The organism is Rhizobium sp. BK251 (assembly GCF_004345245.1).
Taxonomy (GTDB): domain Bacteria; phylum Pseudomonadota; class Alphaproteobacteria; order Rhizobiales; family Rhizobiaceae; genus Rhizobium.
This window is the reverse complement of sequence record NZ_SLUQ01000001.1, coordinates 109,550-132,009: the sequence shown is the minus strand read 5'-3', so window position 1 is coordinate 132,009 and position 22,460 is coordinate 109,550. Positions and strand designations below refer to the sequence as shown.

General features: G+C 61.7%; 21 protein-coding genes and 1 tRNA gene. 8 read left to right on the top strand and 14 right to left on the bottom strand.

All coding sequences use genetic code 11. The features are described from left to right. Nucleotides 1-3: 3 nt before the first annotated feature. Genes EV286_RS00635 through EV286_RS00620 form a run of 4 tightly spaced genes read right to left on the bottom strand, consistent with a single transcriptional unit; the run spans nucleotide 4 to nucleotide 4,642 of the window. Nucleotides 4-2,289 (bottom strand): chemotaxis protein CheA, encoded by a 2,286-nt coding sequence (locus EV286_RS00635; protein ID WP_132955065.1) that lies wholly within the window; start codon nucleotides 2,287-2,289, stop codon nucleotides 4-6. A gap of 16 nt (nucleotides 2,290-2,305) precedes the next feature. Beyond that, a complete protein-coding gene (gene cheY1, locus EV286_RS00630) occupies nucleotides 2,306-2,671 on the bottom strand; it encodes a chemotaxis response regulator CheY1 (protein WP_132955064.1) in 366 nt (121 codons plus the stop codon). Further along, entirely contained in the window at nucleotides 2,668-2,964 is a 297-nt protein-coding gene (locus EV286_RS00625) for an STAS domain-containing protein (RefSeq protein ID WP_132955063.1), read from the bottom strand. Before EV286_RS00625 ends, cheY1 begins: the two co-directional genes overlap by 4 nt. Before the next feature lie 31 nt (nucleotides 2,965-2,995). Then, complete coding sequence (locus tag EV286_RS00620) at nucleotides 2,996-4,642, bottom strand: globin-coupled sensor protein (protein WP_132955062.1); 1,647 nt, start codon at nucleotides 4,640-4,642, stop codon at nucleotides 2,996-2,998. 691 nt (nucleotides 4,643-5,333) lie between these two features. Here EV286_RS00620 and EV286_RS00615 point away from each other — a divergent pair. The 4 genes from EV286_RS00615 to EV286_RS00600 all read left to right on the top strand — a co-directional run bounded on the left by EV286_RS00615 (nucleotide 5,334) and on the right by EV286_RS00600 (nucleotide 11,958). After that, a complete protein-coding gene (locus EV286_RS00615) occupies nucleotides 5,334-6,764 on the top strand; it encodes a glycosyltransferase family 39 protein (protein WP_132955061.1) in 1,431 nt (476 codons plus the stop codon). Nucleotides 6,765-6,946: 182 nt separating this feature from the next. Next, complete coding sequence (locus EV286_RS00610; RefSeq protein WP_132955060.1) at nucleotides 6,947-7,369, top strand: hypothetical protein; 423 nt, start codon at nucleotides 6,947-6,949, stop codon at nucleotides 7,367-7,369. Nucleotides 7,370-7,461: 92 nt separating this feature from the next. After that, on the top strand, nucleotides 7,462-10,008 hold the full coding sequence (gene secD, locus EV286_RS00605) for a protein translocase subunit SecD (RefSeq protein ID WP_132955059.1): 2,547 nt from the start codon (nucleotides 7,462-7,464) through the stop codon (nucleotides 10,006-10,008). Nucleotides 10,009-10,368: 360 nt separating this feature from the next. Beyond that, nucleotides 10,369-11,958, top strand: coding sequence for a VOC family protein (locus EV286_RS00600; protein ID WP_132955058.1), 1,590 nt, complete (start codon nucleotides 10,369-10,371; stop codon nucleotides 11,956-11,958). On the opposite strand, the gene EV286_RS00595 is transcribed toward EV286_RS00600, so the two are convergent. Beyond that, on the bottom strand, nucleotides 11,927-12,589 hold the full coding sequence (locus EV286_RS00595) for a YoaK family protein (RefSeq protein ID WP_245500580.1): 663 nt from the start codon (nucleotides 12,587-12,589) through the stop codon (nucleotides 11,927-11,929). The two genes, EV286_RS00600 and EV286_RS00595, sit on opposite strands and share 32 nt — an antisense overlap. 228 nt (nucleotides 12,590-12,817) lie before the next feature. On the opposite strand from EV286_RS00595, the gene EV286_RS00590 reads away from it, so the two are divergent. From EV286_RS00590 to EV286_RS00575, 4 genes are all read left to right on the top strand, one after another. Next, nucleotides 12,818-13,714 (top strand): DMT family transporter, encoded by an 897-nt coding sequence (locus EV286_RS00590; protein ID WP_165932762.1) that lies wholly within the window; start codon nucleotides 12,818-12,820, stop codon nucleotides 13,712-13,714. Between the two features lie 91 nt (nucleotides 13,715-13,805). After that, nucleotides 13,806-14,480 carry a DNA-3-methyladenine glycosylase I gene (locus EV286_RS00585; RefSeq protein WP_132955055.1) on the top strand — a complete coding sequence of 225 codons (675 nt, stop codon included), beginning with the start codon at nucleotides 13,806-13,808 and terminating at the stop codon, nucleotides 14,478-14,480. Between the two features lie 197 nt (nucleotides 14,481-14,677). After that, nucleotides 14,678-15,952 (top strand): hypothetical protein, encoded by a 1,275-nt coding sequence (locus tag EV286_RS00580; RefSeq protein WP_132955054.1) that lies wholly within the window; start codon nucleotides 14,678-14,680, stop codon nucleotides 15,950-15,952. 167 nt (nucleotides 15,953-16,119) lie between these two features. Further along, entirely contained in the window at nucleotides 16,120-16,914 is a 795-nt protein-coding gene (locus EV286_RS00575; protein ID WP_165932761.1) for a class I SAM-dependent methyltransferase, read from the top strand. Nucleotides 16,915-16,928: 14 nt separating this feature from the next. Here EV286_RS00575 and EV286_RS00570 read toward each other — a convergent pair whose 3' ends face one another. The 9 genes from EV286_RS00570 to EV286_RS00530 all read right to left on the bottom strand — a co-directional run bounded on the left by EV286_RS00570 (nucleotide 16,929) and on the right by EV286_RS00530 (nucleotide 22,419). Next, nucleotides 16,929-17,939 (bottom strand): hypothetical protein, encoded by a 1,011-nt coding sequence (locus tag EV286_RS00570; protein WP_132955052.1) that lies wholly within the window; start codon nucleotides 17,937-17,939, stop codon nucleotides 16,929-16,931. 227 nt (nucleotides 17,940-18,166) lie between these two features. Continuing rightward, nucleotides 18,167-18,242 (bottom strand) — tRNA-Phe (locus EV286_RS00565). A 211-nt stretch (nucleotides 18,243-18,453) separates the two neighbouring features. Next, a complete protein-coding gene (yacG, locus tag EV286_RS00560; protein ID WP_132955051.1) occupies nucleotides 18,454-18,666 on the bottom strand; it encodes a DNA gyrase inhibitor YacG in 213 nt (70 codons plus the stop codon). Between the two features lie 5 nt (nucleotides 18,667-18,671). Next, entirely contained in the window at nucleotides 18,672-19,292 is a 621-nt protein-coding gene (locus tag EV286_RS00555) for a Maf-like protein (RefSeq protein ID WP_132955050.1), read from the bottom strand. 41 nt (nucleotides 19,293-19,333) lie between these two features. Continuing rightward, the gene (gene infA / locus EV286_RS00550; RefSeq protein ID WP_003545338.1) at nucleotides 19,334-19,552 is read right to left on the bottom strand and encodes a translation initiation factor IF-1; all 219 of its coding nucleotides are present in this window, start codon (nucleotides 19,550-19,552) and stop codon (nucleotides 19,334-19,336) included. A gap of 118 nt (nucleotides 19,553-19,670) precedes the next feature. Then, a complete protein-coding gene (locus EV286_RS00545) occupies nucleotides 19,671-20,147 on the bottom strand; it encodes a low molecular weight phosphatase family protein (protein WP_132955049.1) in 477 nt (158 codons plus the stop codon). A 5-nt stretch (nucleotides 20,148-20,152) separates the two neighbouring features. Then, nucleotides 20,153-20,629, bottom strand: coding sequence for a UPF0262 family protein (locus EV286_RS00540; protein ID WP_132955048.1), 477 nt, complete (start codon nucleotides 20,627-20,629; stop codon nucleotides 20,153-20,155). Between the two features lie 4 nt (nucleotides 20,630-20,633). Next, nucleotides 20,634-21,932, bottom strand: coding sequence for a histidinol dehydrogenase (gene hisD, locus EV286_RS00535; RefSeq protein ID WP_132955047.1), 1,299 nt, complete (start codon nucleotides 21,930-21,932; stop codon nucleotides 20,634-20,636). A gap of 46 nt (nucleotides 21,933-21,978) precedes the next feature. After that, the gene (locus tag EV286_RS00530) at nucleotides 21,979-22,419 is read right to left on the bottom strand and encodes a DUF2948 family protein (RefSeq protein WP_132955046.1); all 441 of its coding nucleotides are present in this window, start codon (nucleotides 22,417-22,419) and stop codon (nucleotides 21,979-21,981) included. Nucleotides 22,420-22,460 lie beyond the last annotated feature (41 nt).

The window sequence follows — 22,460 nt, the reverse complement described above, 5'->3', positions numbered from 1 at the left end:
ACCTTATCCTGCGGCTGCCAATGAGATTTCGGCCCTGAGGGACTGTCCTCGCGAGGCGCTCACGACTGCATCGACATCGAGGATCAGCGCGACGCGGCCATCGCCGAGGATGGTCGCTGCTGCGATGCCCGGCACATGCGTGTAGTTCGCCTCGAGGCTCTTGATGACGACCTGGCGCTGGCCCTGGATGGCGTCGACCATGAGGGCGCGCTGACCGCCGCCTTCCGATTCCACCAACAGCGCCACGCCCTCGACGGGATTGGCCTGGGTGGCGCGGAAGTTGAGGATACGACCGACGTCCACCAGCGGGCAGAAGGAGTTGCGGATCGAGATCAGGCGATGGCTGGCGCCGAAGGAGTGGATCGCGGCGGCTTCCGGCTGCAGGGTTTCGACGATCGCCGTCAGCGGCACGACCAGCGTCTGGCCGGCAACGGTGACGACCATGCCGTCGAGAACAGCCAGCGTCAGCGGGAGGCTCATCGTGAAGGTCGAGCCCTGGCCCGGGCGTGAGGTAATCGAGATACGACCACCGAGGGCCTGGATCGAGCGCTTGACCACGTCCATCCCGACACCGCGGCCGGAGATGTCGGAGATCTTGTCCGCCGTCGAGAAGCCCGGCAGGAAGATCAGGTTGTCGATTTCCTCGTCGGAGAGGTTGGCGTCGGCAGCTATCAGGTCGTTGTCGATGGCCTTCTGCCGTACGCGCTCGCGGTTGATGCCGGCGCCGTCGTCGACCAGCTCGATGACGATACGGCCGGAACGATGCTTTGCGGTCAGCTTGACCGTACCTTCCGGATTCTTGCCGGCGGCAATACGCTTCTCGGGGCTTTCAATGCCGTGGTCGACGGCGTTGCGGATCATGTGGGTCAGCGGCTCGGCAAGCTTGTCGATGACCGTCTTGTCGACTTCGGTGTTTTCGCCTTCCGTGATGAGGCGGATCGACTTGCCAACCATGTCGGCCACTTCGCGCACGATGCGCGACATGCGCTGGAAGACCGGCTTCACCGGCTGGGCGCGGATCGCCATCACGCTGTCCTGGATCTCGCGGGTAAGCTGCTGCAGCTCCTCGAGGCCCATGTTGATGGAAGACGTGCCGTTCGTGTCGTTCTCGATGACGCTCTGCGAAAGCATCGCCTGGTTGATAACAAGCTCTCCGACGAGGTTGATCAGGCGGTCGACGCGATCGAGGTCGACGCGGATCGTCTGGCCGGCGCTTGCCGAAGCGTTGTTCTGGGCGGCAGCGGCCGCGGCTGCATTCGACGTCTCTTTCTTTTCGGCGCGCGAGGCCGCCGCCGCCATCTGGGCAACGTTACCTGCGGTCTCGGCTGCGGCGATGGCCGCAGAAACGTCCGCCGACGGCGCATCCGAGGCACCGGCCTGCTGCTCGGCAGGGGCCGAACCCTCGCCATCGAGGATCGAAAGGTCGAAGGGAACCGGAACCATCGGCAGTTCATCTTCGCCGGCAGCCTGCACGGCCGCCTCCTCGGCAAACGTCACCTCGAGTTCGCAATCCCATTCGGCGAATTCGAACACGGAACGGATCGCATCCTCGCCCTTGTCGGTCGAGAGCGAGATCGTCCAGAAGAAATAGGCAGCCTCCGGATCGATCTCGTCGAGCCGCGGCAGGGCATCCATGTTGCAGTGGATGCTCATCTCGCCGATGCGAGAAAGATCCCGCAGCAGCAGCGTCGCATCGTTGCCCTTGGAGTAGAGATCGGCGCGAGGCTTGAAGGTGATCTCGTAGGTCTGCTCGTCCGAGCCGCCGAAATCGTCGAAGGAGAAGGGGATCGGCTGGAAGCCGCTGTCGTCGCTGGGCTTCGGCGCTGCGGCAGCGGGAGCCTGTGCAGGGGCCGCCTTGGCAGGCTTCGGAGCCGGCGCTTCCGCCGCGGAGGATGGTGCAGGCATCTCGCCATTTGCGAGCGCTTCCAGTTCCTTGACGAGGCTGCGGCTTCTGCTGCCGTCGACACTGCCGCCATCACGCGCAGCGTTCGTCAGGTCGGCGAGCACATCGGCGGCGCGCAGCATGACCTTCAGGACATCCTGGGTCGGTTCGAGCTTGTTGGAACGAACGCAATCGAGAGTGGTCTCAAAGACATGGGCGAAGGCAACCAGGTCATCCAGACCGAAGGCGCCGGCGCCGCCCTTGATCGAATGAACCGCGCGGAAAACAGCATTCACCGTTTCCGGATCACGGTCGCCATCGTTCATTTTCAGGAGACCGGACTCCAGTTCCGCGAGCTGCTCCTCGCATTCCTGGAAAAAGATCTCTTTGATTTCGTTCATATCCATCGGGGGCAGGTCCTGTTTAAGCGGTTACACGCTCAATGGCATCGATCAGCTTGGCGGGGTCGAACGGCTTGACGATCCAGCCGGTGGCGCCGGCCTGGCGAGCCCGATTCTTCTTTTCCGCATCGCTTTCAGTGGTCAGGACCAGGATCGGAATGGCGCGATACTTTTCATTGCGGCGTACGCCCTCGATGAAACCGAAGCCGTCCAGGCGCGGCATATTGATATCCGTGACGATCACGTCCGGATTCGCCTCGTCCAGAACCTCGAGGCCTTCGACCCCGTCTTCCGCCTGGATGGTTTCGAAGCCGGCATTGTTCAGGGTCACGAGAAGCATGTTGCGGATGGTGCGGGAGTCATCCACGGTGAGCACTTTTTTCTTCATTGCCGGATCTCCTTCGAGAGCAGATGGTCGAAATTCACGCCGATGAGCTGCATCGTCTTCTCAAATGCGTCGGATACCTTGGAGAACTTGAAGGAGAGCTTGTCGTCCTCCCAGGTCCTGGCGGCCGCCATCAGAACCTGCGCGCAGAGTGTGCCGACCCTCTCGACGCCGGATGCGTCGATCGTCAGGTTGCTGCCGCGCATGGACACCAGCTTTCCGCGCAGTGCGGAGGCCTCGTTGAGGTCCAGTACGGCGGCCAAGTTCAGAGTTTTCTCGCCTTTCCTGCCTGCCATCAGTTCTTTCCTTGCACGTTGTTCTCAAATCTCAGTAAACATTCCGCTCGCCGCCGAGACCGGCGATGCGAAGCGGTGGGTCGAAGGTATCGGCGGCTGCGAAGTCGTCCGCTTCGACAACGTCGTATTCGCGTGCAACCGGCACGGGGCGGCGCGCCGGAGGCGGCGCCATGTCGGCCGTGTAGCGGGTCTCGCGCGCAATGCGGAATTCGCGGACGGTCTTTCCGAGTTCCAGGATAACGGTGTGGAGGTGGTCTGCCCCCGCGTTGTTCTCCCGGGCCAGTTTCGAGGTCTCCGCCACGCGACCGCCGAGCTCGCCGACCACGCCGCTAGCCGTTTCCAGACCCGTTGCGTGCTCGTCCGTGTCGTGCGCAATGCCGGAGATCGCGTCGTTGATCTCGGTTACCTGGCGGACGATGCTGCCGATCGCATCCTGCGTCCGGCCGACCATCTGGACGCCTGCTCCCACCTGCGTCTTTGTGGTGTTGACCAGTGTCTTGATCTCACTTGCGGCATCCGCGGAACGCTGGGCAAGCGCACGGACTTCCTGGGCCACGACCGCGAAGCCGCGACCGGAATCGCCGGCGCGCGCCGCCTCGATGCCGGCATTGAGCGCAAGCAGGTTCGTCTGGAAGGCAATCTCGTCGATGACGCCGATGATCTGGCCGATCTTTTCCGCCGAGGTCTCGATGTCGGCCATGGCGCTGATGGCGCGGCCGACGACCTGGCCGCTCTCTTCCGCCGCCGTGCGCGCAGCCGCAACGGCTTTTTCGGTGGAGCGGGTATCTGCCGCACGCTTGCGGACGCCGTCGGCGATGTCTGCGAGGGCCCTCGCGGATCTCAGCAGTTCGCCGGACTGGCTGCCGGCATCTGCTTCGAGCTGCTTGGAGCCGCCGGCAAGCTTCGTGACGGCGCCTTCCGCGTCCTGCGCGCGCCCGGCAAGCGAGGCGATCTCACTTCTGACGCTTTCGAGGGCGGCGTTCACGGCCGCGGTGATTTCACCATAGGCTTCCGGGACATCCGAAGGAGCGCGTGCCGTGAGATCGCGCTCGGCAAGCCCCTGGACGACGTTCGAGAAGATCGCGACGGCTTCGGCCTGGTCGGCGGCGCGCTGATCGGCAAGGGCGCGCTGGTGGCCCACCCGCAATTCGTTGAAGCGCAGCGAAACCGCAATCTCGACATCAACCATCACCATTCGGATGACGGTCTTCACGAGATCCGCAAGCTCGGTGTTGCGGCGCTTGCCACCGGACAGAAAAGATTGTCCGCCGAGTTCCGCTATGATGCCGGCTGCGAGATGCTCAAGCATCACCGCATGTCCGGCAACGTTCCAGCGCGGGTCGAGACCCATCTTGCTTTCGGAATCGGAAAGTACCTTGACCCGCTCGGCATAGAGACTGTCGAACCGCGCATCGGTCAGCACGTCCCAATGCGAGGTATGAAGATCGTGCAGTCGCTCCACCTGGCGCTCGCTCGAGAAATTGCGTGCGGCATCGGGATAGGACTGGAAACGATGAAAAAGATCGCGCAGGCCGGTCTTGAGATGCGCCTGCAACATCGGCCGGTGCTTTCGGACAAGCTCGCACTGGTCGGCCTCGAGCCCGGCAAAGCGCAGGCGATCGCGAAGGCTGCCTGCCTGCGTCCTTTGAGCCTGATCTGCTTGCACGTCCTGCCCCACGCCTGTCCCCACACCAAATGGCCGGGCAATGCCTGCCGCGGCGGATTTTTCCGCCCCATTCGGATCCGTGCGACGACGAGGTGCGCTTCGCCGGCGGCAAAACCGCTGGTGGAGCCCGCTCGATCGGCAAAGTCTTTTCCGGAGCTGCTTGAAAGATGATACCGGATCAGACCCGGTACGACGGCGCGGCTTCATGCCTGTAGGAAAGGAGGTGCTATCTTCCCATTCCGGCGTCTAGACCATGTTTATGGTTAATTCCTTGCGTGAAGGTTAATGGCAGCCGCGAAACCGCCGGATTTCAAGCAATTTGGCGACATCCGGCGAAAGCATTGCTGCACCGCGGCAAGACGCTGCAAGCTACGCACAAGCTTCGCCTTATAATTGCATCTGCAGCAGCCATGATATCTGCAGGACAGAGCAATGAATGTTCTTGTAATGGGTGTTTCCCTGATTGCCATAGCAACCTCCGTGGCCGTGGCGTTGCTTGCATGTATCGAGGCAAAGCGCGGCCGGGCGGCCGTCAGAATATTCTGAGGCCTGCCCGCCCCGACCTCCTTCATTCTTCTGAGCGGATTTCCAGCCATCAATGACGGTGCGTGTTTTTTGCCGCGCGCGATTGGCACGGCGCGCGCATTGATGTATCGCACCGGCGACCAGTCTTGCCCTCCGCCGCAATCAGAAGAAGCCGGTGATGTCTCTCAGACACAGTCTCCTGTTCATCCTCGCCATCACCGTCTGGCGCATCGTCATGCTCCGTTTCGATACGACGGACCTTTTCGTCGACGAGGCGCAATACTGGTTCTGGGCGCAAAATCTTGACTTCGGCTATTATTCGAAGCCACCGATGATCGCCTGGGTCATCCGCGCGATTACCGGACTTGCCGGGTCCGACTCCATATTCTGGATCAGGATCGCGGGACCTCTCTTCCACATGGCGACCGCGCTGGTGCTCATGAAGGCCGCGAGGAAGATTGTCGGCCCCGAAATCGAGCCCTGGGTCGGTGCCACCTTCATCACGCTGCCCGCCGTTTCGCTCTCGTCTGTCCTGTTTTCGACGGATACGGTGCTCTTCCTGTTTCTGGCGATCGGCCTCTGGGCCTATTTCGGCCTCACCAAGCAGAAATCCGTCGCGTTGGCCCTCTTGATGGGCGTCTCGTTCGGCCTCGCCTTCATGTCGAAATACGCCATCCTCTTCGTCGTGCCGGGTGGCCTGATCGCGCTGATTCTGCTGCCTTCCGCCCGCATCGCATGGCGTGACTTCATCGTCGCCGTGGTCGCGGCAATCGTCTTCGCGGCCCCCAATCTCTGGTGGAACCTGACGCACGACATCACCACCGTGCGTCATACCGAGGACATCGCCAACTGGAATTCACTCCATGTCGACATCGCCGGCGGGGCGGAGTTTCTCCTCGCGCAGTTCGGCGTCGTCGGCCCTGTGATTTTCTTCGCAATGCTCTGGGCGGCCTACCGCATGTTCCGGCGCATCGGCGACGAACGGGAATGGCTCCTCGTCCTCCTCTCGGTCCCGGTCGTCCTCCTCATTACCTTCCAGGCGCTGGTGGCGAATGCCTATGCGAACTGGGCAGTGACAGCCTATGCCGCGGGCACGATCGTTGCCGTCTGGCTGCTGCAGCGGGAGACGAAGCACGGACTTAGGAACTCGCTGATCATCAACCTGATACCGGCCATCGCCATCCCGCTCCTGACTGTATTCGCCCATGACCTTGTCCTGCCGAACGGCGAGCAGGTGATGAAGCGTTACCTCGGACGCAGCGACCTCAGCCACGAGGTGGCGGACCTCGCCCGCCAGTCCGGCACAGACATCATCGTCTCGGACAATCGTGAACTCCTGGCCGACCTGTTCTACACGCTTCGCGACGAACCGCTGCGCATTTATGCGCGCAGGTTCGCCGGTTTTCCGAGCAGCTACTACGAACAGGAATTCGCTTTGCCGGATGACGAGAAGGCGCCAGCGGTGCTCTATGTCACGCGCAGCCCGCTCACCTGCGCGGCGGGCCAGGTGGAAACCGTCAAGACGTGGCAACCCACGGCGGGCTATCTGCGGGGGCGGACGATCTACACCTACCGCGTGGAGCCGCGCTGCCTGAAGCCGCAGAGCTGAGCTGGATGAGGCGCTGGCGGGCTCAGAAGCCTCGCATTGAGAGAGAAATTGCCCCTGGCACGGTTGACCGGCTCGCTCAAGTGCATCATGACAGGCTCGACTATGAAGATTAGGGGCAGCCTGATACTATGCCCCGGCCCGACGGGACTGCTCCCGAGAAGAAGTAAGAGAAGCTTTCGCCTGTGAGCGCATTCGAGACCGACATGGTCGAAGACGACGAAGCACACGACGACCCGCGGAACCGCTGGGCTCGCGTGGCATTTTCGCTGGTCTTTGCGGTCTTCGCCTATCTTGGGCTTTTCCTCGGAGCCAATCTCAGTGCCGGCGCGAACACCGGCTGCACATCCTTCTCGCCCGTCAGGGAAAACCAGCCTCTTCATCTCTCCAATCGCGATATCGTTCGCGGCACGCTTGCCGCAGAGCGCAATACTTCGCCCAAGCCCGTCTGGCACGCAGCCGGGCCGGCTGCGCTCGGTGCGGTATTCACGACACTGGATTGGCCATCGCTTTCGCTACACCCCATCGCCGTGAAATCCGTTTCGACGAGCCTGCTCTTCGTCCATGGCTATCGGCCGCGCGGACCGCCACGGACAATCGCGTCGTAGCCGCGCCGCTCAGGCGCATGCAGTACAATTCGGAACACGCCCCCTAAGACCGCACAGCGGCCGGTTCCGGCGTTTCAAAGGACCAAATATCAATGCGCACTTCACCATGGCTGGTGCTCACCTATACGGTGATCATCGTGCTCGGCTTCCTGATCGCCCTGCCCAACGCCTTGCCGCAATCGACTCTGCAGCGCCTGCCTTCCTGGCTGCCGCACAACCAGGTATCGCTCGGCCTCGACCTTCGCGGCGGCTCGAGCCTGGTGCTGGAAGTCGACGAGACCGACCTCACCAAGGAACGCCTGAACTCGCTGCTGCAGGACGCTCGCCGCGTTCTGCGTGAAAAGAACATCCAGACGAAGTCGGTCGTCCGCAACAACAGCCAGATCGTCGTTTCACTCGCCGATCCGTCGCAGAGCGATGCCGCGGTCACCGAACTGCGCACGCTCGGCAACACGGTCGCCACCGGCCTCAGCGCCGGCCAGTCCGATCTTGCGGTCACGGCCAATGGCGGCAACATTACCGTCGGCTTCTCGCCGGCCGGCCTCGCGGCTAATGTCGACAATGCTGTCCAGCAGAGCCTCGAGGTCATCCGCCAGCGCGTCGACCAGGTCGGCGTTGCCGAGCCGACGATCCAGCGCATCGGCAGCAACCGCATTCTCGTACAGCTACCGGGTGCGCAGGATCCTACGCGCCTACGCGAACTGCTCGGCTCTACCGCCAAGATGTCCTTCCACATGCTCGCACCGAACGGCCAGCCCGGCCCCGGCGTGACGATGCTGAAGGACGAAGAGGGCAACACCTATCCGGTTCTCGACCGTGTCGAAATCTCGGGCGACCGCCTTTCGGACGCCCGCGTCAGCTTCGACCCGAACACGCATGAGCCGGTCGTAAGCTTCCGCTTCGACAACGCGGGCGCCGCCCGCTTTGCCGATATCACCCGCCAGAACGTCGGCAACCCGTTTGCGATCGTCCTCGACGACAAGGTGCTGAGCGCACCGGTCATCCGCGAGCCGATCACCGGCGGCTCCGGCCAGATTTCCGGCAATTTCTCGGCCGAAAGCGCAACGACGCTCGCCGCCCTGCTGCGCGCCGGCGCTCTGCCCGCCAAGCTGACGGTCATCGAAGAACGCACCGTCGGCGCCGATCTCGGCGCGGACGCCATCCGCAAGGGTCTCTATTCGGGCGTAATCGGCTTCGTGCTCGTCGCCGCGTTCATCTTCGTGCTTTACGGCACCTGGGGGATCCTGGCGAACGTGGCGCTGTTGATCCACACGGTTTTGACCTTCTCCGCCCTGACGCTGGTGGGCGCAACGCTGACGCTGCCGGGCATCGCGGGTATCGTGCTCGGCATCGGCCTTGCCGTCGACGCCAACGTGCTGATCAACGAGCGCATCCGCGAAGAGACCCGCAAGGGTCGCGGGGCGTTTGCCGCCATCGACAACGGCTTCCGCCGCGCTTACTCGACGATCATCGACGGCAACATGACGGCGCTGATCGCCGCCGCCATCCTCTTCTACTTCGGCTCCGGCCCGGTTCGCGGCTTTGCCGTCACCATGGGGCTCGGCCTGATCATCTCGATGTTCACGTCGGTCGCCTTCGTCCGGGTCGTGATGATCGCGATCACCCGCCGCCGCAAGCTGAAGGTGATCAACATCCAGTCAATGTTCCGGTTCAGCCCCTATGACCGGCACATCCAGTTCATGAAGGCGCGCTTCTTCGGCGTCACGGTCTCGGCGATCCTGTCGCTCGCCTCCGTCGGACTGTTCATCTATCCCGGCCTCAACTATGGGGTCGACTTCCGCGGCGGCATCCAGATGTCGGTGAAGACGCAGGATGCCGGCGATCTCGGCCGCTTCCGCGAGGGTCTGAGCAGCCTAGGTCTCGGCGAAGTCACCCTCCAGTCCTACGGCGACAACAACACTATGGCGGTGCGCGCCCAGAGGCAGGACGGCGGCGAAGAGGCGCAGACGGCGGCCGTCACCAAGCTCAAGGCGGAGATCCTCAAGATCGATCCGCAGGCGACGGTAACCGGAAGTGACGTCATCGGCCCGAAGGTCAGCGGCGAGCTCGCCTGGGCCGGTATCCTCTCGGTTGTCATCGCCAGCCTTGCCATGCTGTTCTACATCTGGTGGCGTTTCGAATGGCCGTTCGCCGTGGGCGCCATCGTCACGCTGGTGCTCGACGTCACCAAGCTGGTGGGCTTTTTCGCCATCACCGGCCTCGACTTCAACCTGACGGCCATCGCCGCCGTGCTGACAATGGTCGGCTATTCGGTGAACGACAAGGTCGTCGTCTACGATCGCATGCGCGAAAACATGCGGCTCTACAAGTCGATGCCGCTGCGCGAGATCATCGATAAGTCCATCAACGAAACGCTGGCACGAAGCCTTTACACCAATGCCACTGCCTTCCTGTCGTTGCTTCCAATGGCAATCTGGGGCGGCAGCGCGGTGGAAAGCTTCGCGGTGCCGATGGCCTTCGGCATTCTCGTGGCCGGCGCTTCCTCGATCTTCATCGCAGCACCGATCCTGCTCTTCCTCGGTGACTGGCGCCGCCGCCACCGCCGCGCGGTCGCCAGCGAAGGCGACAGCACCGCTCTGACCAGTGACGAGCAGGGCAAGCAGAAGACGGTCGCCTGACCCCTTCCTTACCCCAGCGAACCACACAGTCGCGCGCCCTTCACCGAGGGCGCGCGATTCTCGTTTGAACGGTCACACGGCTCTACGGCGGCGACGCTTCGCCTTCGCGAGCATCTGATTTCCCCGCACAATTTATGACTGTTTGCTTTCCCGCCACAAAGCAGCCACACTTCGTCCCACCTCATGCCTCTCTGTGGAGCGACCTTGGAACTTCGTGCGGCCGATTGCGAACGGATCCTTAGAACCGTAGTTCTTGTCATCCTTGCCCTAGCCGGACATATCAACGCCAGTTTCGCGGAGAGTTCTTCCAATGGAAAGCATCGTCCTTGCTACGCAGCCTCGTCATCCGGGGATTGCTCGATGGTAGCCGGAATCCACCACGTCACGCTTATCACCCGCAAGGTGCAGGCGAACGTCGACTTCTACGCGGGTTTCCTCGGTCTGCGGCTGGTGAAGCGGACCGCGGGCTTCGAAGATGCAACCCAGCTCCATCTGTTCTATGGCGACGCTGCCGCCAGCCCCGGATCGCTGATCACGTTCCTGGTCTGGGAAGACGGTGCCCCCGGCCGCGCCGGTTTCGGCCAGATCGGGGAGATTTCGCTCGCCATCGATCCGGCAAGCACCGGTTATTGGCTGACGCGCGCGCTGAGCTTCGGGCTGCGTCCGGAAGGACCTCTAGACGAATTCGGCGAACCGACGCTCCGGCTGAAGGATCCTGACGGCGTGATCGTCAAGCTCGTTGGGGTTGCCGGCCTCGCCCCTGGCGCCGCGGTCGCAGGCGGAGAGGTTGCCGCGGAGCATTCCATCCGCCGAATACGCGGCGTGACCTTCCTGACCGAGACGCCGGACCTGACGCAGGCATTCCTCGAAAAGCATTTCGGCTATCACTTCCTGTCCCGTACAGCGTCGATCACCCGCCTCGAAAGCAGCGCCGGGGATATCGTCGACGTGCGCAACGCCCAGGGCTTCTGGACTTCAGCGCCGGGAACGGGCACGGTCGATCACATCGCCTTCCGCGCCCGCGACGACGAGGAGCTCGAGGCGGTTCATCGATCTTTGCGGTCGCTGAACTCCTCGGCGACAAATGCGCACGACCGGAAATATTTCCGCTCCCTCTATGTCCGGGAGCCCGGCGGCATCCTCATCGAACTTGCAACCGATGCTCCAGGCATGACGGTCGACGAGCCCGAAGCCGCGCTCGGCGAGAGGCTCTTCATTCCCGATGAGGCCAGCGGCCGCGCGGAAGAACTCAAGGTCGTCCTGCCGCAGTTCTCGATGCCGGGGGAGGAACGTGTCGTCTATCGTGACCTTCCGTTCGTCCACCGCTTCTTCACCCCGCCGGACCCCGATGGCAGCGTCGTCGTCCTGCTCCACGGGTCAGGCGGCAACGAAACGACCATGATGCCGCTGCTGCATGCCGCCCTGCCCCGCGCGACGCTGCTCGGCGTGCGCGGACGCGCCACAGAAGAAGGCCACCCGCGCTGGTATCGCCGGATCACGCCTATCTCCTTCGATCAGGACGACATCAAGAGCGAAGCCGATGCCTTTGCCGCCTTCATAGAGGGCGCCCGGAAGGCCTACGGGCTTGACCCGAAGAAGATGATCTATGCCGGCTATTCAAACGGCGCGAACCTCCTGAACTCGCTCGCGCTGCTGCATCCGCATCTCGTCCGTCGTGCGATCCTGCTGCGGTCGATGCCCGTGCTCAACCGTCCCCCTTCCGCGGATCTTTCGGACCTCGACGTGCTTGTCGTCAGCGGCGATCAGGACATGTATGGCCGTTTCGCCAAGCCACTTGCCAAGCTTCTCAAGGCAAACGGCGCGCGCGTGGATTTCAACATGCTGCCGGTGGGTCACGAGGTCGGCGACCCGGATGTTCCGCTTATTCGCCGCTGGGTCGCCGGAGAGAGCGGCGAGATCATTCAGGCTGCTTCGTCGGCTCAGAAATAACGAGCAAGAGCGTCGCAAGGCCAAGAAAGGGCGGCAGCGCGAAGCACCAAGTCCCGGCCAGGCCGAAGCCGAGAGCCGCCGCTCCGCACCCGGTCACAAACCCCAGAACGGCATAGAGCATACCTTTCAGGCGTGCTCTCGTCGCTACCTTCGCGTCGGGCGTCATCCTGCCGGCCAGCATTTCGCCGAGGTCGACCATCATCTGGGTCATCGTGCCCGTCATTACGTTCGATGGCGGCGCGGAAGCGAGGTGCGTCCTGTGAGCTGCATTCTGGATCGCCATGGCGATCACCAGCAGCATGCCGGTCAGCACGAGACTCAGCCCGTTGGGCGCGGTGAACGGGGCTAGAGAGATCGCGCTTACGCTGCCGAGCGTCAGCATCACCAACTTCACAGCGACCATCGTGCGCAACGAGACACTTTCCGGCAGACGCAGACGGTCGATCACAAATCGCATGATCACAATCGTGGCGCAGAAGACCGGCACCGCCAGCATCTTCGCATAGGTACTCGATCCTTCATGCAGCAGGGCTGCGCCGAGCATGACAATATTCCCGGTGACATGACCCGTGAACAGCCCATGCAGGGCGAGAAATCCGGCCGTGTCGACGTAGCCGCCGGTGATGCTCATTATGATCGGAAGTGCTGGCCGCATCGGTGATCCTTTCCCCACGCCCGACACCCCGCCGAACGGCGAGCCAACGGCCTCCCTCAGCGGGTCACAATGCCGCAGAGTGCCTGCCGGTGTCGCTCTTGTCTTTCAATTTTACGCGGAGTGATTGTTTTCAAAGAACGAACTCTGCTATTGCGCAAGCGGACGCGGCCGATCGACCGCAGCAGATCTCATCAGGCCAAGCTCTTGTCACAGACCATCACCTCCTCCGCCGGTTCCGCCGCCACCAATCGTATAGCTCTCGCCGCATTGATCGTTGGCGGTGCAGCGATCGGCGGCTCCCCGATCTTCGTTAGGCTGTCGGAGGTCGGGCCGATGGCGACGGCATTCTGGCGGGTGGCGCTCGCGCTGATACCGCTCCTCGCCTTTTCGATCGGAAAGCGACCTGCGGAGGGCACCGCGCCGCTCCGCCTCCGGGACTACGCGATACTCGTCCTGCCCGGGATCATCCTTTCGGTCGATCTTGCCGCCTGGCACCTTTCGATCCGGATGACATCGGTGGCGAACGCAACGCTGCTAGCCAATCTTGCGCCGGTCTTTGTAACCATTATCGGCTGGATTCTCTTCCGATCCGCGGTCAGCCGCATGTTCCTGCTCGGCCTAGTCACGGCCATTGCAGGTGTCGTCACCCTGAAGGGCGGACCTGCCGCACTCGGAAACGGCGACCTCAGAGGTGATGCGGTCGCCCTTGTGGCGGCAATGTTCTACGCCGGCTATATCCTGTCCATCGGCCGCCTGCGCAGCCGCTTCGACACGTTGCGGATCATGCTCTGGAGCTCGGCGTCAGCAGCCCTCTGCCTCCTGCCGGTCGTCCTCTATGCCGAAGGCACGCTGTTTCCTAGCACGGCCTATGGCTGGGCTATTCTTTTCGGCCTTGCCTTTGTCAGCCATGCAGGCGGCCAGGTCGCCATCGCCTACGCTCTTGCCTACCTGCCTGCAGCGTTCTCGTCCCTAACCCTGCTTCTGCAGCCCGTCGTGGCCGCCGTACTCGCCTGGCTGCTGCTTGGCGAGGGCATAGGCGCCATGCAGGCTGTGGGCGGCGTAATCGTGCTCGCCGGCATACTCATCGCGCGCCGAGGCTGAGCCGGCGGCAACAAGCGACTCTGCTCCGGGGATGGACATCGCCAGCAGCGCGAGCAATCATGCCGTGCGAGTTCAACCGGTCGGTGGCATTATGCAAAGCTTCCAGGTCATCATGGAGCGGGCGGCCGAGCGCAAGCGTGGCGCAGAGGCACTACGCAAGCTGCTGCCCCCAGTGCCCGACGGAAATGCCCTACGTGCGATGCCTGACGACCGGCTGCTTGCCGAGATGACCAAATACATCTTCTCAGCCGGCTTCGTGTGGAAAGTGATAGAGGCGAAATGGCCGGGCTTCGAAGCGGCGTTCGACAATTTCGACGTCGCCTACCTCAATTTCGCGCCCGATGAATACTGGCACCAACTGACGAGCGACACGCGCATCATTCGCAACGGCGCAAAGATCATGTCGGTTCGGACCAATGCGCATTTCATACGCGAATTGGCCGAGCAGCATGGCAGCGCCGGCGCCTTCCTGGCCGACTGGCCGGCTGGTGATCAGATAGGGCTCCTCGACGTGTTGAGCAAACGGGGCAGCCGGCTCGGTGGCCTCGCTGGCCAGTATTTCCTTCGATCGGTGGGCCGCGACGGCTTCATCCTCAATTCGGACGTGCTTGCCTGCCTGCGAACTGCCGGTGTCCCGATTTCCGGCGCCAACCCCAGCAAGAAGGAACTCCGCCTGATTCAGGAAGCCTTCAATAGCTGGGTCGCCGAGACCGGGCTGCCGATCGCCCATCTGTCGCGCATCTGCGGCTTGTCGATCGACGCATAGCCTCTCCCCCGAAGTGCGGTGGGGAATTTCGACAAGCTGAGGCCGTCGTTCGCCTTCTGGGGGACCTGCCCGCGCCATTTGCACCGATGAGCGCTCCGCCTCCACCAATGCAGCACAGCTTGGACGAGTTCTACGTCGAAAAGTGTACTTGTACTCGCGCGCCCACAGATCGAAGCTGGATCGCGAGAGGGGACCTCATGACGCTATCCTGGGCCGTGTTTTTTCTGATGATGCTGCTAAGCGTGATCATCCTCGCGCATGGCCTGCTCGCGCGCGGTCGCTTTTTTGAGTTTCCGTTCCTGGCAGGAAGCATCTTTCTCGTGTTCGTCATGCCCCAGATGCCGGGCATCATAAACAACGCGTTCATGAGCCAGAGCGCCATCGTCAAGACGCTCTTCTTTTCGATTTTGTGCCTCGTGGCATGTTGGGTCGGCTGGGCTCTCGGCCTGCGCGGGCGAGACATGCAGGATGTCGTGTTTAGCGAGCAACGGCTCCATCGCGTTGCGTTGGTGCTCTCCCTAATCGGTGCCTATTTCTTCTACAAGATCGGTCATATGCCGAAGGATCAGGCCCTTGCAGGAATGCTCACCGGTATTGCCGTCGCCTACCTGTTCTTCGCCAAACTGCTTCCATACGGCTTCGCGATTGCGCTTCTTTGCCATGCACGGCGGCCGACGCGAATGACCTTGGGAATCATCCTGTTCGATCTGATGTTCTATTTCGAGCGTATCGTCATTGCCGGCCGCCGGAACGAGACGGCTGAATTCTTCCTGATGATCGCGCTTGCACTCTGGTTCCAGCGTGGTTGGGCTGTTCCTCGTTCGGCGGTCGTCGGCGGCCTGGTCTTTGCGCTTGTCGGCAGCCTGGCGGCCGGAGACTATCGAAATGCCACCGTCTACAACGAGAAGGCAGATTTCGGCGCCGTCCTAAACATCGATCTTGTCGGCAACTGGAACAAGCTTCTCAACGAGGGAGGCCCAGAAATGACGAACGCCATCATGGCGATCGAGAATATCGATGAATACAAGAGTTTTGACTTTGGCATCGGGCATTGGAATTCCACGGTCTTCACGTTCATTCCGGCACAGATCGTCGGTGCGGCGCTCAAGGAGTCGCTCTATATTCCCGTCGATTCCATCTTTCAGTCGGGCTACGACCGCCCGACAGGCAGCACGTCCACAGGCATGGCCGACGCCTTCCATTCCTTCTGGTACTTCGGCTTCGTAAAATTCCTTCTGTTCGCTTGGTTGCTCGCGCGCATCTATTCCGCGGCAATGAAGGGAAATACGATGATGCAATTGATCTATATGCTGTCGGTCGTGCCTTCGATGCTCGCCATTACCCACTTCACCAACGAGATTGTCATCGCGTGGATCCACGCGGCAGCCTTCCTTACGCCCGCCTACCTCTATGCGCGGGTAAGAAACCCACCCTTCCCGAAATTCATCCCAAGGGTCGGAGTTGCCGGTTAGCTAAACCGTAACACTTGACGGCCGCTTGCCTGACGCGGTCGCCGGTGGGAATGCGCGGCGGAAGAGCTTGTGACCTTCTCGCGACCGCATCACAGTTATCACCGCGGATGTTTCCAACTTGCAGCTTTTAAATTAGCTTGTTCGCATCTACATGCGGAGACGCAGCCGTGGACTATAACTATTTTCATGCTCAAAAGGCCAACAGGCATAAGCGCGTAAGGGGCCGTACGGTTCTCGTGATCGGCTGCAACACAGGCGGAGATTGTCGGTACTTTGTTGATCTCGGAGCTAAGGAAGTACACGGAGTCGATGTGGTCGACGGAATAGGCAGAGACTTCCCTCATCCCACCGTAACGTACCATCAAGAGAGTGCCGAGGCGATGAGCCTCCCGTCGGGATACTTCGATCTCGTCTATAGTGTCGCGACCATGGAGCACGTTCCGGACATCTTCAGAGCGTTCTCCGAGATGGCACGGGTCGTTAAGCCAGGTGGCGTCGTCTATAGCCTAGCGGCGCCGCTTTGGAACTCACGGCACGGCCATCACTATCCGCAGTATTTTGTGAACTACCCCTGGGCTCACCTGCGCTTGAGTCGAGATGAGGCGGTAAGATATCTTGAAGAAAACAGTGTGGCGATCGCGGAAGCAAATGGCACCATCCAGGACGTCGTCGCCTACATGCTCGACGCAAGAAACTTCAACATGCGTCCGTCAACCGATTACATCGCCGCCACAGCGCGGCTCCCGGACCTGAAGGTAAAGGTGAACATGCTCGACCGGGAGCCGCGGGGCGCGATACCGCCGGAGGTTCTCGACGAGCTTGCCGCCAAAGGATACGACGAAGCCGATCTGCGGGCTATTACGCACTGCTTCATAGCCAAGAAGCGAAAGCCTTGGCGGTTGTTCTGGGTGGAGTTGAGCAACGCTGCAGTGGCCCGCAGCCCGCTCGCTCGGCAGCCATAGGGCTGCCTGCGATCTCAATTCAGATTCTTCACGCGGCTGACGACCTTGCCCTCTTCGGCGATAATCTGCGGGCTGGTGCCCATCTGAACCTCGTAGGCGAACTGCGCTGAGCCGGCAGCCTGTTTCTTTCGCTTGGGGTCTTGCACACGCCAATCATACATACCGCTCACGCGACAGCGATCGGCGAGGCAGGTTGTGCTGATCGTATCCATTTTCACGACCGAGGATCGCGACGGCCATCTGTCAGCATAGGTCGCCTTCTCCTCGAGCACCTCGGCCTTGGTTATCGACGTGCCGTAAAATGAAACGTTGTCGGAATATATGTTCGACGTCAGCGCGAGAAGCTCACCCTTTGGCAGGGAACTCGACCTGATCACCCCCAACACGAAATCTCTTGCCGCATCCTCTGTTGCCGGACCAACGGCCGCGGCCGCCGCGTCGGGCGCATGATCGGAAATCGAGGCCGTGGGTATATCGTAGGTCTTGTTAATCCCCAGAGACACCATTTCACCGGGCCCGAAGATGTAGATGTCATCCGGCGGCGTCCTCAGCATTCGGGTAATCACGCCTGCCGAAACGTCGTACTTGCTCAGGGCCTCGATGACGTCCGAGAGGTTCAGCTGTGCAACCTTCGGATCGTCCACCCCGGAAATCTGGTGCACGCCCAGCTGGCCTTCGGCCAGACGCTCGACGCCGGCAAGAAACAGATAGGCGCATGCCGATGCACAGAGGCTCTTCTCTGGAATGAAGGTGGCAAGGTTGCGCTCGTGGATCTCCTCTGCAATCAGAAGCGCCGCCTGAACGGAGCCGCCCTCACTTTGAAGAATGACGATCTGCGTCTCGGGGTGCGCCCGCAGCGCCCGCTTGAAGGCGAGCGGCGATCGATAGTCGATAGCGCCGTTGAGAATGATGGCTTCCGGTATTTCCGGAACGTAGATGAACGGAGCCGTATCGGTCGTCGGCTGGCAAAGCGACCTCCCCGATGCAATGCCCAAAAACGCCAAAGCAAGAATAACGCGCCTCATCTCTCCGCCTCCCCGCAAAGAGAGTCTCAGACAGATCGCTAAGGCCGTCGAGATGGTCAACCTGCGACAGCTCTCCTATCAAAGTGGGTGGTATCCGCCAAAGGTGCGATGGCACATTCGATGTCCGGCGGCTCTCTTGCAAGGCCTGCTGGCAACCAGCGTAGTTGCCAAGACGCAGACTTGCCTTGCCGAATGCCGATCTACATCACTGAAAAAGGGGAATTTAGTGGTGCCCAGAGCCGGAATCGAACCAGCGACACGCGGATTTTCAATCCGCTGCTCTACCAACTGAGCTATCTGGGCATCTCAACTTCGAAAGGTTCCTTCCGGAACCCGGGGTGTTGGTTTGCCCCTGAAGCGAGCGGGGTTATAGCATCTTGTCGGCTCATGTCCAGCGTCAAATGACTCTTTTTTAACAGGAGCGCCGGATTCGCAAATTCACAAGCAAATTGAAAGGGTTGCTCTGTGCGCTGAGTTACCCGCCATAGGGTCCGCTGGCACCGCGGCCCTAGTTCTATTCCTCGTCGGAGTATTCCGCCTTGGTTTCATCATCGGCGACGGGAATGGCGTAGGAACCCTTCAGCCAGCGCGACAGATCCGTCGAGCGGCAGCGGTCAGAACAGAATGGGTAGTGTTCGCGGATGGATGGCCTGCCGCATTCCGGGCAGGGCCGGGTCTTGCGCAAAGGCTCTACCTTTGCCCCCGCTTTGGCATTGTCTTCTGGCATCACGCTTAACCTTCCAGCCACCGGCCATGAACGTCGAAGCCTTCACCGGCGAGCAGCAGCACCGTTTCATATAGGGGCAGGCCCACGACATTCGTATAGGAGCCGACAAGTTTCTGGACGAAGGTGCCCGCAAGTCCCTGGATGCCGTATGCGCCGGCCTTGCCACGCCATTGTCCGGAGGCAAGGTAGCTCTCGATCTCGAATCCCGAAAGCCGCTTGAAGCGCACCTTCGTCTCCACGATCTTCTGGCGGACGGTGCGGTCGGGCGTGATCAGGCAGACACCGGTGTAGACCCAATGGCTACGGCCCGAAAGGAGATGCAGCGCGGAAGACGCCTCATCCTCGTATTCGGCCTTCGGCAGGATCCGCCGTCCGACGGCCACGACGGTATCTGCCGCAAGCAGATAGCTCCCCTGCCAGGCGACATCTTCCTTGATCGATGCAAATGCGGCCTCCGCCTTTTCCAGCGACAGCCGGCGGGCGAGCGAACGCGGATGCTCGGATTTTTTCGGCGTCTCGTCGATGTCCATCGGCAAGAGGCGGCTCGGCTCGATGCCCGCCTGATTAAGCAGCTCGACGCGCCGCGGCGAGCCCGAGGCCAGTATCAGCTTGTGTTTCAGCGCCATGGAACCTCGACCATCGCCAGGGAGACGGACAACGCCAATTTCTACTTGAAGCGATAAGTGATGCGGCCCTTGGTGAGGTCGTAGGGCGTCATCTCGACGAGGACCTTGTCGCCTGCGAGCACGCGGATGCGGTTCTTGCGCATGCGGCCGGCGGTATGAGCGATGATCTCGTGTTCGTTTTCAAGCTTAACGCGAAAGGTCGCGTTCGGCAGAAGTTCGGTGACGATACCGGGAAATTCGAGGACTTCTTCTTTCGGCATTAAGGCTTTTCTTCCTGTGTGTTGAGGCCCGGCGGCAAAGGCGGCCGGAAATTTGGGCGGAAACTACACAATCGGCGCGGTTTTGTGAACCTCGTTGATCGGGCTTTCTGCATTTGTTTCATGCCGATTGAGCGGCTATGCCATCTCGTTTCAGCAAGCGACTCTCGATGAGACGCGCAAGATAGTCCCGCACATCCCTGTAGGCATCAAGAATCTGTTCGCGCGTGCCGGTCACGACCGTCGGATCGGGGGTCTGCCAATAGACGACGTCGATCGCCTTCGTGCGCGTAAGCTCTAGTGCGGCGTGATGCGCCTGCGGCGAAAGGGTGATGATGAGATCGAAGAAATCGTCCTCGAGCTCTTCCAGCGTCTGCGGCTGCCTGCGTCCGAGCGAGAGGCCAATCTCTTCGAGCACCGCATCCACGAATGCGTCGCGTTCGCCTGCCCGCACGCCGGCTGACGCTATATAGGTACCCGCAGGCAGAATACTACGGGCAATCGCCTCGGCGATCGGCGAGCGGATGGCATTCATGCCGCACATGAAGAGTATGGCGCCAGGCACTTTCTTCCAGTGGGTTGTCGCCGGAGCCTCCATCGCCGCTACCCACGCCAATAGAGCACGCAGACCAGCGTGAAAAGCCGCCGGGCCGTGTCGAAATCGATGCTGATCTTGCCCTGCAGCCGGTCCATGAGCGTCTGCGAGCCTTCGTTGTGGATGCCCCGGCGTCCCATGTCGATCGCCTCGATCCTGCTCGGCGTCGCGGAACGGATCGCTTCATAGTAGCTTTCGCAGATCATGAAATAGTCCTTCACGATCCGGCGGAACGGCGTCAGCGACAGGATGTGCGTGGCCACACTGCCGTCGTCCTCCGTGCTGATTGCGAAGACGAGCTTGGAATCCACCAGCGAAATCTTCAGCCGGTAGGGGCCGCCGGCATGGCCGACGGGTTCGAAACGGTTCTCCTCAATGAGGTCGAATATGGCGACGGCGCGCTCGTGCTCGATGTCGGGCGTGGAACGGCCTATCGTATCGTCGAGGACGACATCGAACAGCCGGTGATCGCCTCCCCTCGCCATTCGCTCACCTATCGAGATTGAGTCGGATCGCGACGGAGCGAGCATGCGCGTCGAGCCCTTCGGCATTGGCGAGCGCAATCGCCGCCGGACCGAGCGAGCGCAGTTGCTCCGTGCCGAGCCTGAGGATCGAGGTGCGCTTGACGAAGTCGAGCACCGAGAGGCCTGAGGAGAAGCGCGCCGAGCGTGCCGTGGGCAGCACGTGGTTGGAGCCGCCCACATAGTCGCCGATGACTTCCGGCGTGTGCCGGCCCATGAAGATCGCGCCGGCATTGCGGATGCCGGGGAGAAACGCGTCGGGATCGTCTACAGCGAGCTCCAGGTGCTCGGCGGCGATACGGTTTGCCAGCGGCAAGGCGTCGTCGAGATGCTTGACGATGATGATCGCGCCGAAATCCTGCCAGCTTGCGGCGGCGGTCTCCGAGCGGCCCAATGTCTTCAGCTGGCGTTCCACGGCAGCCTCGACCGCCTTTGCAAGCCCGACATCGTCTGTAATCAGGATGGATTGGGCGCCGCGGTCATGCTCGGCCTGGGCAAGAAGATCGGCAGCGAGCCAGTCCGGATTGTTGTCCCTATCGGCAATGACTAGCACTTCGGACGGGCCGGCGATCATGTCGATGCCGACGGTGCCGAAGACTTGGCGCTTGGCGGCCGCGACATAGGCATTGCCCGGCCCGGTGATCTTGGCAACGGGGGCGATCGTCTCCGTGCCATAAGCGAGCGCGGCGACAGCCTGCGCACCGCCGATGCGATAGATCTCCTCGACGCCGGCCATGCGGGCGGCAGCCAATACCGCAGGATTAAGGACACCGCCGCTCGTCGGCACGACCATGACAATGCGCTCGACGCCGGCGACCTTGGCCGGAACGGCATTCATCAGCACCGAGCTCGGATAACTCGCCGTGCCGCCCGGCACGTAGATGCCGACGGCCTCGATCGCGGTCCAGCGCGAGCCGAGCCCGACACCCATGTGGTCTTCGTATATGTCGTCCTTGGGCAATTGCCGGCGGTGGTGCGCATCGATACGAAGTGCCGCGACCTTCAGGGCGCCCAACACCTCGGAGGGCACTGCCTCGACCGCCGCATCGATTTCCGCCTCGCTGACCCGCATCGGAACCTTGGCGAAATCGACGCCATCGAAACGCAGGGAGTACTCGGCTACAGCCGCATCGCCACGCGAGCGCACATCGTCGATGATGCCGCGCACCACGGCATTGACGTCCTCCGAGACCTCGCGTTTGGTCGTCAGGAATGCGGCGAACCGCTCTTCAAACCCTTCCGATGCTTGTTCGAGCCAGATAGCCAAGGGTGGTGTTCCTTTCAGATGCGATGCTGACGGGCCGAAGCCGAACCTATTCCGCGTCGGGGTGTTTCGGCTTGTGGGCCGTTTCCCACGCTCCACCGATATCGGCAAGCTGAACCTCGATGCATTCCACATCGAGGGCAATGGTGGCGTCTCCGGCAAGCGCGAGTTCGATGGTGCCCTCCGGTCCTTCGCCCTTCTGCTCGAAGCTGATCGCCAGCAGGGAGAGCACGTCATCGTCCTTCCCGCGGTCGAAGCCGAGCGAACGGACGGACTGGACACGCTTGAAGACGAGAGCAGCGCGATGACGCTCAAAGGGCTTGCCCTTCTCATCGGCCGATTCCCAGACAAAGCGGTTCGCCGTTATGGAAAACTGCCCCGAACGCGGCGTCCAGGCGATATCGCCGACCTTGAGGACGCTATCCTGCATATGCGCGGAAATGACAGCGAGATCCTCGCCGTCGAGCGCCACGAGCTTGAGATTGGTCATTCCCACTTCCCCGATCACCATCGCACCTGCCTTCAAGGCAC